The organism is Kitasatospora sp. NPDC093558, from assembly GCF_040683475.1.
Classification (GTDB): domain Bacteria; phylum Actinomycetota; class Actinomycetes; order Streptomycetales; family Streptomycetaceae; genus Kitasatospora.
Window position 1 is genome coordinate 1 of record NZ_JBFBDY010000171.1, and the last position, 12653, is coordinate 12653.

Annotated in this window: 11 protein-coding genes; 10 read left to right on the forward strand and 1 reads right to left on the reverse strand. The window is 74.6% G+C overall.

Features of this window, described 5'->3' with window-relative positions; translation table 11 throughout:
* Nucleotides 1-357: 357 nt before the first annotated feature.
* A complete protein-coding gene (locus AB0O00_RS18100) occupies nt 358-1278 on the forward strand; it encodes an alpha/beta hydrolase (protein WP_363652875.1) in 921 nt (306 codons plus the stop codon).
* Nucleotides 1279-1374: 96 nt separating this feature from the next.
* Here the strand turns inward: AB0O00_RS18100 and AB0O00_RS18105 are convergent, their stop codons facing one another.
* On the reverse strand, nt 1375-1896 hold the full coding sequence (locus AB0O00_RS18105; RefSeq protein WP_363652877.1) for a hypothetical protein: 522 nt from the start codon (nt 1894-1896) through the stop codon (nt 1375-1377).
* Between the two features lie 459 nt (nt 1897-2355).
* Here AB0O00_RS18105 and AB0O00_RS18110 point away from each other — a divergent pair, with 459 nt between their 5' ends.
* The 9 genes from AB0O00_RS18110 (at nt 2356) to AB0O00_RS18150 (ending at nt 12609) form a co-directional block, all read left to right on the forward strand.
* Nucleotides 2356-3966: a class I adenylate-forming enzyme family protein gene (locus AB0O00_RS18110; protein WP_363652879.1), complete on the forward strand. Its 1611-nt coding sequence runs from the start codon at nt 2356-2358 to the stop codon at nt 3964-3966.
* 5 nt (nt 3967-3971) lie between these two features.
* On the forward strand, nt 3972-5681 hold the full coding sequence (locus tag AB0O00_RS18115) for an AMP-binding protein (RefSeq protein WP_363652881.1): 1710 nt from the start codon (nt 3972-3974) through the stop codon (nt 5679-5681).
* A 10-nt stretch (nt 5682-5691) separates the two neighbouring features.
* Nucleotides 5692-5985, forward strand: coding sequence for an acyl carrier protein (locus AB0O00_RS18120; protein WP_363652883.1), 294 nt, complete (start codon nt 5692-5694; stop codon nt 5983-5985).
* Complete coding sequence (locus AB0O00_RS18125) at nt 5982-7046, forward strand: transglutaminase domain-containing protein (RefSeq protein ID WP_363652885.1); 1065 nt, start codon at nt 5982-5984, stop codon at nt 7044-7046. Before AB0O00_RS18120 ends, AB0O00_RS18125 begins: the two co-directional genes overlap by 4 nt.
* Entirely contained in the window at nt 7046-7273 is a 228-nt protein-coding gene (locus AB0O00_RS18130) for a phosphopantetheine-binding protein (protein WP_363652887.1), read from the forward strand. The genes AB0O00_RS18125 and AB0O00_RS18130 overlap by 1 nt, the downstream gene beginning before the upstream one ends.
* Before the next feature lie 2 nt (nt 7274-7275).
* Entirely contained in the window at nt 7276-8817 is a 1542-nt protein-coding gene (locus tag AB0O00_RS18135; protein ID WP_363652889.1) for an AMP-binding protein, read from the forward strand.
* Nucleotides 8814-9983 (forward strand): ferritin-like domain-containing protein, encoded by a 1170-nt coding sequence (locus AB0O00_RS18140; protein ID WP_363652891.1) that lies wholly within the window; start codon nt 8814-8816, stop codon nt 9981-9983. Before AB0O00_RS18135 ends, AB0O00_RS18140 begins: the two co-directional genes overlap by 4 nt.
* A 38-nt stretch (nt 9984-10021) precedes the next feature.
* Nucleotides 10022-10528: a PaaI family thioesterase gene (locus AB0O00_RS18145; protein ID WP_363652892.1), complete on the forward strand. Its 507-nt coding sequence runs from the start codon at nt 10022-10024 to the stop codon at nt 10526-10528.
* 140 nt (nt 10529-10668) lie between these two features.
* Complete coding sequence (locus AB0O00_RS18150) at nt 10669-12609, forward strand: FAD/NAD(P)-binding protein (RefSeq protein WP_363652894.1); 1941 nt, start codon at nt 10669-10671, stop codon at nt 12607-12609.
* The last annotated feature ends 44 nt before the right edge of the window (nt 12610-12653 follow it).

Genomic DNA, 12653 nt, shown 5'->3' on the forward strand with positions numbered 1-12653 from the left:
TTGGTGGCGCCGCCGGCGGTGACGGCGACGGCCACGAAGAGCAGCCACAGCAGCACGGCGGCCCAGCGGTGGCGGGCGCTCCACCGGCCCATGGCCGCGGCGATGTTCCTGCGGGGGGTCACGGAAGTCCTCCTGCGTTCGGGAAGTCGATGGCAACTGCAGGGGAAGAGGCCCGGGGGCGCGGCGGCAATCCCGCGAAGTTCGCGCGATCACCCGTGAGTTGCGCTTCCGGGACGGGTCGGGGCGGGCGGGGATTGGTTCGCCGCCGGGCGTCCTCTTTCCTTCGGAGGACGGCTCCGGCAACCGGTCGGGCCGCACGCGAAGCGCCGAGAAGGTGTGAGGAAAGAGGGTTGCGCCATGGGAGTTCACCCGCGGACGGAGCGTCCGCTGCCCGAACTGGAGGGCGTGCGCCACCACTTCGTCGAGACGGACGGCGTCCGCCTGCACGTGGCGGAGGCCGGCAGCGGCGAGCCGCTCGTGCTCCTGCACGGCTTCCCGCAGCACTGGTACGCCTGGCACCGGGTGCTGCCGCTGCTCAGCGGCGACTTCCGGCTGATCTGTCTCGACCTGCCGGGCTTCGGCTGGTCGGACGTCCCGGCCGAGGGCTGCTCGACGGACGACCGGGTCCGCCTGGTGCTCGGGGCGCTCGACCGGCTCGGCCTGGAGCGGGTCGGGCTGGTGGGGCACGACTGGGGCGCCTGGACGGGGTTCGCGCTGGCCCTGCGCGCGCCGGAGCGCTTCGGCGCCTTCCTGGCCCTGAACATGGTCCACCCGTGGCCGACGCAGCGCGCGCTGCTCGGGACGGCCTGGCGGTTCTGGTACACGGCGCTGCTGGAGTACCCGCTGATCGGACGGCAGGTGATCCGGCGCCGGCCGGGGCTGCTCGGGTACCTGCTGCGCCGCGGCCTCGGGGACGGTCCCGGGTGGCCGCAGGAGGAACTCGCGGAGTACGCCGCCGCCGGCAGTGAGCCGGGGGCGGCGTACGCGGGGGAGAAGCTGCACTGGGGCTTCGTGGCCGGGGACATCCCGCGCCTCGCGCTCGGGCGGTTTCGTCGGCAGCGGTTGGCCGTGCGCACGCTGGTGCTGGCGGGCGACCGGGACCCGGTCATCCGTCCGGCGCTGCTGGCCGGTGCCGACCGGTACGCCGACGACCTGCGCACCGAGGTGCTGGCGGGCAGTGGGCACTTCCTGCCGCACGAGCGTCCGCGGGAGGTCGCGGACGCGGCCCGGCAGCTCTTCCTGGAGGCGGCGGGGGAAGGCGGGCCCGCCGCACGCTGAGGGACCGCCTTCGCACCCCCGGCCCCCGTACGGAGGTTCGAGGACGGGCCCGGACCACGTGCCGGCCCCTGGGTGACGACCAGGGGCCGGCCCGTGTCAGCCGGCGGCGGAGCGCACCCGGATCCGTTCGCCGAGCCGGTCGAGCAGCACCTCGCCGCGGCGGTCGGCGAGCCGGCCGAGGAACCGCTGCACCGGCGTCGACCCGGGCAGCCGCAGGCTGCCGAGCAGGGCGAACCGGGTGCCCTCGCCCTCGGCGACGGCGGCCATGCCGCCGAGCAGGACCTTGCTCTGCATCAGGCACCAGCCGGGCGAGAGCACGATGTCGAACCGTTCCCGGTGCCCGATCGCGCTGGTCGCCAGGCCGCTGAGCCGGCGCCCGCCGCCCGGGCCCGGCCCGACCTCGAACGAGCGCAGCGCGGTGACCAGGTGCGGCAGTTCGCGTTCCAGGTCGCTCGCCACCGACCAGACCTCGTCGAAGGACGCGGGGTAGTGGCGCTCGGCGAACAGCGGGTGGCGGCCGGCGGCGGCGGCCATGACCCGGAGCCGGCGCACCGGGTCCAGTTCCACGGTCGGCCATCGGGTGGGCGGGCGCCCCCGGGCCTCGTTGTCCTCTTCCATGTCTGTCCGTCCCCTCCAAGTGGACTTCGGCCGGCGGTGACACCGGTCCCGACAAGGCCGTGGGGTCAGCCTCCCACCCCGCGATCGATGCGATCAAGGAGCGGTGCGGGCCTTCCCCCGCCGGGATCGGCGGGCCCACTCCTATAGAGGCGGCCGGGGCCCGGGACACTCCCACCGGTCGAACCTGTTTCATGTCCCGGTCAAATCGTCCCGGTCAAAACGGGGCTCCGGGCCGATGACTCTGAGTATCCGGGAAACTACTCGAAAATTTGTGCCCTCCACCGGGATTGGAGTGGCCGCCGAGGCGCTCTTCCCTACCGACACGGTGAAGCCGGGAGCGCCGATCGCGCCCCCCGTGAAATCCGGACCGGAAATCCCCCGTTGCACCGCAATGGTGAGGCCGGCGCCCGTTCCGCCCGTTTTCGTATTGCCCCCGATTGCCCGAGGAGGAATTCCGCCATGCCTGAACTCGCCGATTTCCAGGAGATCGAGGTCCCCGGACCGAGCGCCCCCCTGGGAGTGCTCCCGGAGGTCGCCGCCGAACGCCACGGCGACATGCGCTTCCTGTCCGACGTCCCCTGGACCACGTACGGCGGGCCGGTCACCACCGTCGCCGACTTCGCCACCGCGGTGCGCGACTACGCCGACCGGCTCTGGGCGGCCGGCGTGCGGCGCTCCGACGTCGTCGCCGTCGTCCAGCGCAACCACATCGAGGTCGAGGCCGTCATGTGCGCGCTCGGCCGGATCGGCGCGCTGCCCGTGCTGCTCTCGTCCGCGATGGAGACCGGGGAGCTGCTGGACTGCCTCGCCCGGCTCGACCGGCCCAAGCTGCTGGTCGACGCGTACGGCCAGGCCCGGCTCGGCCAGTCCCGGCACGCGCTGGCGCTGCTGACCACCACCGTGCTGTCGTTCGCGGAGCCCGGGACCGGCGCGGACTGGACCGTCCCGGCGCACGACCGGGCGCCGCATGTCGCCAACCCGCGCGCCGAGGACGAGTGGTTCGTCGTCACCCACTCCTCGGGGACCACCGGTTCGCCGAAGCTGGCCGCGCACTCCACCCGCTCGCTGTTCGGCATGGTCGCCCCGATGATCATGCTGCTGCGCACCCAGTACAACGGCGGCGACCTCAACGCCAAGCACCTCTCCTTCGTCCACGCCCGCACCTGCGCGGGCACGCTGGCCTCGCTGGAGGCCAACGTGCCGATGCTGGCCATCGCCGACCCGCGGCTGGACAACGTCAAGCGGCTGCTGCTGGAGCACCGGCCGACCTCCCTGGAGACGCACCCGAACGTCTTCATCCAGTGGGAGTCCCTCGCCGCCGACCCGGACCGCCCGCTCGGCCCGGTCCAGCGCTTCATCAGCACCTTCGACGCGATCCACCCGCGCACCGTCCGCCGCCTGGTGGCCGGCTCCGACGAGCCCGGCGTGCACTACCTCCAGGCCTACGGCCAGACCGAGTCGGGCCCGATCTGCCTGCAGATGGTCGCCGGCGCGGCGATCGCCGACTACTCCCCGCGCAACGTCGGCTTCCCCGGCCCCGGCATCGGCCTGCGGATCGTCGACGAGCACGGCACGGCCCTGCCGGACGGCACGGTCGGCCACATCGAGACGCTCTCCCCGGGCCGGATGCGCGGCTACGTCGGCGGCGCCGCGCCCGTCGCGGACGACGCGTGGTGGCCGATGGGCGACCTCGGCCGGCTGCTGCCGGACGGCTCGCTCGAACTGCTCGACCGGATCGTCGAGCACGTCGACGGCACCGAGAGCCTCCTGGAGAAGGAGGACGAACTGCTGGAGCGGCTGCCCGAACTCGTCGAGCTCGTGCTGGTGAAGGCCGAGGACGAGGGCGTCTTCGCGGTCGCCTGCCCGCGGGCCGGTCACCGGGGCGACGAGGAGCGCTTCCACGCGGCCGCCGAGGAGGCCGGCCTCGGCCGGATCCCGGTGCGCTTCTGGGAGTGGGAGGCGCTGCCCGTCACCGGTTCCTACAAGGTGCGCCGCGGGGTCCTCCGCGAGCGCCTCGCCGCCCGGGTCACCGCCATCGGCGACCCGGCCGTCCTGGAAGGGAGCAAGTGAGCACCATGACCGACCTCCTGACGATCCTGCGCGACGCCGCCCGGCCCGAGGCCGTGCTGCACCTGCCCGGCGGGCGGGAGCCGCGGGTCGGGCTCGCCGAACTGCTCGACCGCGCCGCCCGCACCGCCACCCGGATCACCCGCGAACTCGGCCGCAGGCCCGAGCGGCTGGGCCTGCTGATGGTCAACTCCGAGGCCTGGGTGCGCGGCCTGCTGACCGCCTGGACGCTCGGCGCCACCGCCGTGCCGCTGCCGCTGCCGGTCGCCTTCGCCGGCATGGAGGCGTACGCCGGACACCTCGGCCGGATCGCCCACGACGGCGAACTAGACGCCCTGCTCGTCTCGGACGGCACCGGCGCCCGGCTGCTCGACCAGGTGCGCGGCCACGTCGGGCCCACCCCCTTGATCGACATCACCGCGCCCGACCACGACGAGCAGCCGCTGCCGCCCGCCCCGCCGGCCGAACTCGCGGTGATCCAGTACACCTCCGGCAGCACCTCCCGCCCCAAGGGCGTCATGCTCACCCACGCCAACGTCGCCGCGGGACTGCGGGCGATCACCGAGTCCGTCGCCTGGCGCGACGGCGACCGGCTCGGGCTGTGGCTGCCGCTCTTCCACGACATGGGCCTGTTCGGCCTGCTCACCGCCCTGGTGAACGGCGCCCCGGCCCACCTCTACCAGCCGCGCGACTTCGTCCGCCGCCCGCTCGAATGGCTGGCCGACTTCGCCGCCACCGGCGCCACCATCACGCCCGCGCCGAACTTCTTCTACGACCTGCTCGTCGGGGCCGCCGCCGCCAAGGGCGTCCCCGCGGACCTCGACCTCTCCGCCTGGCGGTTCGCCACCAACGGCGCCGAGCCCGTCCAGCGCCGGACCATGGACCACTTCGCCCGCACCTTCGCCCCGTACGGGCTGCGCGCGGGCGTGGTGCAGCCCACCTACGGCATGGCCGAGGCGACCCTGATGGTCACCTGCCCGCCGGCCGGCACCCCCGTGCGCAGCCTGGAGGTCGACCGCGGCACGCTCGGCGTCGGCGACCGGATCGTCCTGCGCACCGCCCCCGGCGAGGGCACCCGCACCGTCGTCTCCTGCGGACGGTCCGTCAGCAGCGTCGACGTGCGGATCGCCGGCCCCGACGGCGCCGTGGCACCCGCGGGCACCGTCGGCGAGGTGCAGATCAGCGGCCCGGCCGTCACCCGCGGCTACCTCGGCCTGCCCGCCGACCAGCAGCCGCTCACCGCCGACGGCTGGGTGCGCACCGGCGACCTCGGCTTCCTGCACGACGACGAGCTGTACGTGATGGGCCGGCTCAAGGACATGGTCATCGTCAACGGCCAGAACCACTACGCCGAGGACGCCGAGTACATCGCCCGCTCCACCCCCGGCGTCGACGGCCGCCGCTGCGCCGCCTTCGCCTGGCAGGACGACGCCGGCGAACGGATGGTCGTCATCTGGGAGGCCAAGGACGAGTCCACCGCCGGCGCCGTCAGCGAGGAGGTCCGGCTGCGGCTCGCCCGGCAACTCGGCCTCGGCGCCGTCGAGGTGGTCGCCGTGCCGGCCGCCACCATCCCCTTCACCAGCTCCGGGAAGGTCAAGCGCCAGGCCGCGCTGGCCCTGTGGCGGGACAACGCCGCCGCCCGCACCGAACAGACCGAGCAGACCGAGCACACCGAGCAGACCACCGACCGGGCCGGCGCCGCCGGGCCCGCCCACTGAGGAGCGAGAGATGTCCGACCTGCTGAACACCACCGCGACCGGCGAGCAGGAGATCACCGCGCTGGTCACCGAGGCCCTGGCGATCAGCGCCGGCGTGCCCGCCGACCGGGTCGACCCGGACGGCACCCTCGGGGACATCCCCGGCATGGAGTCCGTCAAGGCCCTGCGCGCGGTCAGCCGGATCGAGGAGTCGCTGCGGATCGTCCTGCCCGACGACTTCCTGTTCGAGACCGCCACCGTCGCCGAGCTGGCCGCCTTCGTCACCGTCCTGGCCCGCGAGCAGCGCGCCCGGGAGGGCAAGTGAGCGCCCCCGCCCCGTTCGCCGCGGCCTCCGGGGCCGAACCGGGCGCCGCCGGCCTGACCGGCGCGCTCGGCCGGTTCACCGTCGCCCCGCCCGGCATCGCCGTCTACGAGACCGACGTCGCCACCGCCGCGCAGTCGCTGCGCACCGATCCCGCCGCCATCCTGGAGCTGGCCGCGGCCGGGCTGCCGCACGAAGTCGACCCGGTCCACGGCCCGCTGTTCGACTACGACGACCTGATGAACGTCGGCTTCTTCTGCGGCACCGGGCAGACCGTCCCCGAGCTGGGCCTGCGCTTCCTGATGCGCTTCGCGGCCGAGCCCGAGGAGAGCTGGTTCCGCCCGCGCCGCTGGGAGGTGACGGTCCAGCCGGCCGACAAGCTCGGCGAGGGCCGCGGCGGCCCGGCCCCCAGGGTCACCGTACGGGTGCCGGACCTCACCGCGCCCGGCGTTGCCGCCGTGGCGGACCCCGGCACGGCATCGGGGAACGCCGCCACGCTGCCCGGGGTCACCGCCACCGAGCTCCAGGAGCGCGGCTACCGGGCCGTCGTCGAGCTGACCGGGGCCCGCCACGAGGTCCGCGCGGCCGCCGCCCGGCCGATCTGGCGGGAGATCGTCGGCGCCCTCGCCGACGGCACCGTCACCTACCAGACCGTCCCCGAACGGCTGCGCCAGACGCCCGAGGAGGCCTGGCGAATGGGCATCGCGGACTGCGTCGTGGCCAGCCGCCTGCTGGCCGGGCGGCTGCGCGCCGCCGGCCTGGAGGCCCGGGTCCGCCGCGGCTACCTGCTCGGCCTCTTCGGCAGCGACCACTCGTGGTGCGAGCTGTACGAGGACGGCGTCTACAAGCCGCTCGACCCGGTCTTCGCCTTCATCTCGCAGACCGGCGACGCCGCCAAGGGCATCGCCGCCTCGCCCGAGTTCTCGGCGGCCTGCTTCGGCAGCCGCTTCAACCGCCTGCTGCCCTGCGTGAGCACCGACGGGCAGCCACTCGTCCAGTTCGACGGCCGGCCCGCGCCCTACTGGGCGATGGTCGGGGTCGGCGCCCGCCCGTGGAGGGGCTGATGGAGACCGCGCGCACGCTCATCAAGGAAGTCCTCGACCTGCCGGTCCTGCTCGACACCATCGCCGACGACCAGGACCTCGTCTCCGGCGGCGTCAACTCCGGCGAGGTGGTGCGGATCGCACTGCGCTGCGAGCAGTACCTCGACCGGGCGCTGACCGACGACGAACTCGCCGGGCTCGGCAGCGTCCGTGCCATCGCCGAACTGCTGGAAGGGAAGGGCCGGTAGCCATGTGGCTCGACAGCGTCCTCGACCGCCACGCGGTCCGACGGCCCGACGCCCCGGCACTGCGCGACGTGCGGCGCAGCGTCAGCTGGCGCGAACTGCGCGCCGAGACGAACGCGCTCGCCGCGGCCATCGGCGGGCGCACCCGGCCCGGCGCCGCGGTCGCCGTCCTCAGCGGAAACCGCGTGGAGGTCATCGAGACCTACCTCGCCTGCGCGATCGCGGGGGTCGTCGCAGTACCCGTCAACCCGGACCTCACCGACGCCGAGACCGCGTACATCCTCGACGCGGTCGGGCCCGTGCTGGCGGTCGCCGACGCGGCCGGCCGCGAACGGCTCGCCGGCGGCTACCCCCACCTGGCCACCCTCGCCATCGAGGAGGTGCCCGAGCTGCCCGTCCCTGCGGTGGCGCCGGCGCCACCCGCCGACCTCGGCGCGCCGGTGCTGATCCTGCACACCTCGGCGACCACCGGCCGGCCCAAGGGCGTCGTCGTCGACCAGCGCTCGCTCAAGGCCAACGCCTACGCGTGGTCCCAGGACGTCGCCCCGGCGGCCGGCACGGTGTTCCTCAACGCCGGCCCGCTCTTCCACGGCAGCGTGGTCATCGCGCTCGACAACCTCGCCGCCGGGGCCACCGTCTGCGTCCTCGACCGGTTCACCCCGCAGGCTTGCATCGCCGCCGTCGAGACCTGGCGGGTCGAACACGCCTTCCTGGTCCCGTCGATGGTCCAGTTGCTGCTCGACGCCCGCGCCCTGGCCGACGCCGACCTCGGCTCGCTGCGCCTGCTCCTGCACGGCGCCGCGCCGATGCCGGCCCGGCTCGCCGCCGCCGTCCAGGACCGCCTCGGCGTCCGGCTGCACACCGTCTACGGCATCACCGAGGGCGGCGGCCCGGCCATCTCGCTCGGCCCGGACGACAAGCCGGCCGCGCCGCCGCTGCCCGGTGCCACCTGCGCCGGGCGGCCGATGGCCGGGGTGGCGCTGCGGATCACCGACGAAGCGGGCGCGCCGCTGCCGAACGGCGAACTCGGCGAGATCCGGCTCTGCGGCGACGGCCTCATGCACGGCTACCTCAACAACCCGGCCGCCACCGCCGCCGTGCTGGCGGACGGCTGGCTCAACACCCTGGACATCGGGCTGCGCGACGACGACGGCCACGTGTGGATCGTCGACCGCCGCAACGACCTGATCCTGCGCGGCGGCCAGAACGTCTACCCCGCCGAGATCGAGGAGGCGCTGCGCCGCTCGCCGCGGGTCGCGGACGTCGCCGTCGTCCCGGCGCCCTCGCAGGCCTGGGGGCAGACCCCGGTGGCGTTCGTCGTCACCGTCGGCGCCGTCACCGAGGCCGAACTCGGCGCCGAACTCGCCGCGCTGTGCGTCGAACGGCTCGCCTCCTACAAGCGGCCCAGCCGGTTCGTCCCGGTCGAGGCGATCCCCCGCAACCCGTCCGGCAAGGTGCTGCGTACCGTCCTGCGCGAGCGTGCCGAACAGCCCCACGCGGCAGGCCCGTCGGCCGCCGCCACCCCGAAGGGAGCAGAGCAGCGATGACCCAGGCCGTTGAGCGGGCTGCTGTATCCGAAGGCGAGCAGGTTGCCGTGTCCGAAGGCGAGCAGCGGGACTACACCGACCCCCGGGTCCTGGAGGAGGCCGCCGGCGCCTGGCTGATGCCGCTGGCCGGCGAGGCCCTGTTCCACTGGGACTACGACACCGACGACGCCCAGATGCTGCGTCTGTACGCCCAGGGCAAGCAGCGCCAGTGGGACGCCGACGCGGAGCTGGACTGGGCGCACGAGCCGGACCCGGCCAACCCGCTCGGCATGCCCGACGAGTTCATCTCGATCTGCGGCTCGCCGCTGTGGGACCGCCTGCCGGAGTCCGAGCGCGCCGTGATCCGCACCCACACCGCCGGGTGGCTCTACTCGCAGTTCCTGCACTCCGAGCAGTTCGCGCTGATCGGCGTCGGCAAGATCGCCGCCGGGACGCCGAGCCTGGAGGCCAAGATGTACGCGGCCACCCAGCTGATGGACGAGGCCCGCCACGCCGAGGCGTTCAACCGCTACCTGCGCACCAAGATCGGCGTCCGGTACGGCCTGTCGCCGACCCTCGGTTCGCTGTTCCGCCAGGTGCTCGCCGAGCCGCGCTGGGACCTCGGGGTGCTCACCGCCCACGTGCTCGTGGAGAACATGGGCCTGGCCGCCTTCGGCATGCACAAGGAGCGCATGCGCGACCCGCTGGCCAAGGCGTTCATGGGCTACGTGCTGCGCGACGAGGCCCGGCACGTCGCGTTCGGCCGCACCCTGCTGCGCCGGCTGTACCCGCAGATGACCGCCGCCGAGATGCGCGAGCGCGAGGAGTTCGTGCTGGAGGGCTGCTGGGCGCTGCGCGACCGCTATGTGGACGACGACATGTGGCACGAGCTCGGCTACGGCAAGGAGGCGGTCGAGCTCTCCCGGCTGTCGCCCTCCAAGCGGGAGTTCCGCCGGCTGGTGTTCATGCGGATCGTCCCGGCGCTCAAGGACATCGGCCTGTTCGGCCCGGTCGTGAAGGAGGGGCTCGCGAAGATGGGCGTCCTCGGCTTCGGCGACGCCGGACTGGACGAGCTGGCCCGCGAGCCGCTGGACGAGCTGCAGGCCGAGCACGACGCCCGGCGCGAACTCGACGCCCGGGTGCGGGAGATCAAGTCCATCGCGGACCTCGGCGCGGGCGAGCGCTGAGCACCCGCGGGCCGCACCGACGGACCCTGGAGGTACCGATGCCGGACACCCTCACCCTTCCCCAGGGCTTCCCGGCCCCCGGGGACACCACCGCAGGACGCCGCTACCTCGACGAGCTGATCGCCGGCACCGCCCGGGAACCGTCCTGTATGGACCGGCTGTCCCTGCCCAGACCCGATACCTGGGCGCCCGGCGAGGTCACCGCGGTGACCGCCTTCGGCGCCGACGTGCTGCTCAACTTCGGCACCGTGTTCGGCGGCCACATCGCCGCCCTGATCGACCACTTCGCGGGCCTCGCGATGCTCACGGTGCTGCGCGAGGGCACCGCGATCGTCACGGCCGGGCTCGAAGTCGCCTACCGGGCACCGCTGTTGCCGGGAGCGGCGGTGATCGAGGCGCGGGTCAGGACGCTTGGCTCGCGGCACGCGCGGGTCGAGGTGGTCTTCCGGCAGGAGGGGGCGGTCACCAGCGTCGGCACCGTCGAGCAGGTGATCGTCCGCGCGGCCGTGACCGAGGTGGCCGCGCACGTGGCGGCCGTCGGCTGAGCCCTGAGCAGGCCGGCCCGAACACCGGCCGGCCGTCGAACAAGCCCTGATCGTCCATCACGGGGGAAGGAGAAGGCACCCGGTCCCGGCGCGTGCGCCGGGGCCGGCCGGCCGAAGCGAACATGAAGGACAGCGCACGTATGGCCGTCTGTGTGATCGGCGCGGGACCGCGCGGCCTGTCGGTCCTGGAACGGATCTGCGCCAACGCCCGCGAGCGCGGCGGGCCCGCCCGGATCACCGTCCACGTCGTCGACCCGTACCCGGCCGGCGCCGGCCGGGTGTGGCGCACCGACCAGTCGCGCCACCTGCTGATGAACACGGTGGCCTCGCAGGTGAGCGTGTTCACCGACCGCAGCGTGGACCTGCGCGGCCCGGTCGAGGGCGGGCCGAGCCTGTACGAGTGGGCCGGGTTCCTGCGGGTGGCCGGCGCCTACGACGGCTACGACGACCAGACCCTGGCCGAGGCCCGCGACCTCGGCCCGGACGACTACCCCACTCGCGCCCTGTACGGCCACTACCTGGAGTGGGTGTTCCGCCGGGTGGTCGGCACCGCCCCCTGGCACGTCACCGTGACCGTCCACCGCGACCGGGCCGTCGACCTGACGGAGCGCGAGGACGGCACCCAGAGCGTGCGGCTGGCCGGCGGCGAGACGATCGACGGACTCGCCGCCGTCGTCCTCGCCCAGGGCCACCTCGGGGTCGAACCGGACGCCGAGGAGCAGCGGGCCGCCCGGTTCGCCGAGCGGCACGGCCTGTTCCTGCTCCCGCCGGGCAACCCCGCCGACGCCGACCTGACCGCCCTCGCCCCCGGCCGCCCGGTGCTGCTGCGCGGCCTCGGCCTGAACTTCTTCGACTACCTCGCGCTGCTCACCCAGGGCCGCGGCGGGACGTTCGAGCGCCGCGGCGGCCGGCTCGTCTACCGCCCGTCCGGCCGCGAACCGCGGATCTACGCCGGCTCCCGGCGCGGCGTCCCGCACCACGCGCGCGGCGAGAACGAGAAGGGCGCGTACGGCTGCCACCGGCCGGCGGTGCTCACCCCGCAGGCCGTCGCCCGGCTGGGCGAGCGGGCGCGGGCCGGCGCGGGACTGGACTTCCGGCGGGACCTCTGGCCGCTGATCGCCAAGGAGGTGGAGACGGTCTACTACACCGCCCTCCTGCGGGAGCGCGACGGCGAGCGCGCGGCCGAGGACTTCCGGCTGCGCTACCTCGCCGTCGGGCACGGCTCGGCACCCGAGACCGCCCTGCTCGACGCGGCCGGGGTGGCGGCCGGGCTCCGGTTCGACTGGGAGCAGCTCGCCTGCCCGCACGGCGGGCAGGGCTTCGCCTCGCCGGCCGAGTTCCACCGCTGGCTGCTCGCGCACCTGCGCGCGGACGCCGCCGCGGCGCGCGAGGGCAACGTCACCGGACCGCTCAAGGCCGCCCTGGACGTGCTGCGCGACCTGCGCAACGAGATCCGGCTGCTGGTCGACCACGGCGGCCTCACCGCCGGCTCGCACCGCGACGACCTCCAGCGCTGGTACACGCCGCTCAACGCCTTCCTGTCGATCGGCCCGCCGGCGCGCCGGATCGAGGAGATGGCCGCGCTGGTCGAGGCCGGCGTGCTGACCGTCCTCGGCCCCGGCACCAGGGTCGGGACGGACGAGGCGGCGGCGGCCTTCGTGGCCGAGTCCCCGGCCGTGCCCGGCTCCCGGGTCGCCGTCTCCGCGCTCGTCGAGGCGCGGCTCCCGGAGCCCGAACTCGCCCGCGCCGCCGACCCGTTGCTGCGGCGGCTGCTGGCCGCCGGCGAGTGCCGCCGGCACCGGGTCGACGGCCCGGACGGCGAGAGCCACCTCACCGGCGGGCTCGACGTCACCGGGCGCCCGTACCACCTCGTCGACGCGGCCGGGTGGGCGCACCCCGCGCGGTTCGCGTTCGGCGTGCCGACCGAGGCGGTCCACTGGGTCACCGCGGCGGGCATCCGGCCGGGCGTCAACTCGGTGACGCTGCAGGACTCGGACGCCATCGCGCGGGCCGTCCTGGACCGCGCGGCGGCCGGGCCGGCGCCGGCCGGGAGCGCGGTGGCGCTGGACGCGGTGGTCTGACCCCCGACCCGTCTCCCCCCTAAACGGCCGCCGGCAGGAATCGC

What these genes read in the sequence shown, in the direction of transcription:
- AB0O00_RS18150 (WP_363652894.1), top strand. Translation starts at nt 10,669, where the DNA reads ATGGCCGTCTGTGTGATCGGCGCGGGACCGCGCGGCCTGTCGGTCCTG.
- AB0O00_RS18100 (WP_363652875.1), top strand. Translation starts at nt 358, where the DNA reads ATGGGAGTTCACCCGCGGACGGAGCGTCCGCTGCCCGAACTGGAGGGC.
- AB0O00_RS18115 (WP_363652881.1), top strand. Translation starts at nt 3,972, where the DNA reads ATGACCGACCTCCTGACGATCCTGCGCGACGCCGCCCGGCCCGAGGCC.
- AB0O00_RS18105 (WP_363652877.1), bottom strand. Translation starts at nt 1,896, where the DNA reads ATGGAAGAGGACAACGAGGCCCGGGGGCGCCCGCCCACCCGATGGCCG.
- AB0O00_RS18135 (WP_363652889.1), top strand. Translation starts at nt 7,276, where the DNA reads ATGTGGCTCGACAGCGTCCTCGACCGCCACGCGGTCCGACGGCCCGAC.
- AB0O00_RS18140 (WP_363652891.1), top strand. Translation starts at nt 8,814, where the DNA reads ATGACCCAGGCCGTTGAGCGGGCTGCTGTATCCGAAGGCGAGCAGGTT.
- AB0O00_RS18130 (WP_363652887.1), top strand. Translation starts at nt 7,046, where the DNA reads ATGGAGACCGCGCGCACGCTCATCAAGGAAGTCCTCGACCTGCCGGTC.
- AB0O00_RS18120 (WP_363652883.1), top strand. Translation starts at nt 5,692, where the DNA reads ATGTCCGACCTGCTGAACACCACCGCGACCGGCGAGCAGGAGATCACC.
- AB0O00_RS18145 (WP_363652892.1), top strand. Translation starts at nt 10,022, where the DNA reads ATGCCGGACACCCTCACCCTTCCCCAGGGCTTCCCGGCCCCCGGGGAC.
- AB0O00_RS18110 (WP_363652879.1), top strand. Translation starts at nt 2,356, where the DNA reads ATGCCTGAACTCGCCGATTTCCAGGAGATCGAGGTCCCCGGACCGAGC.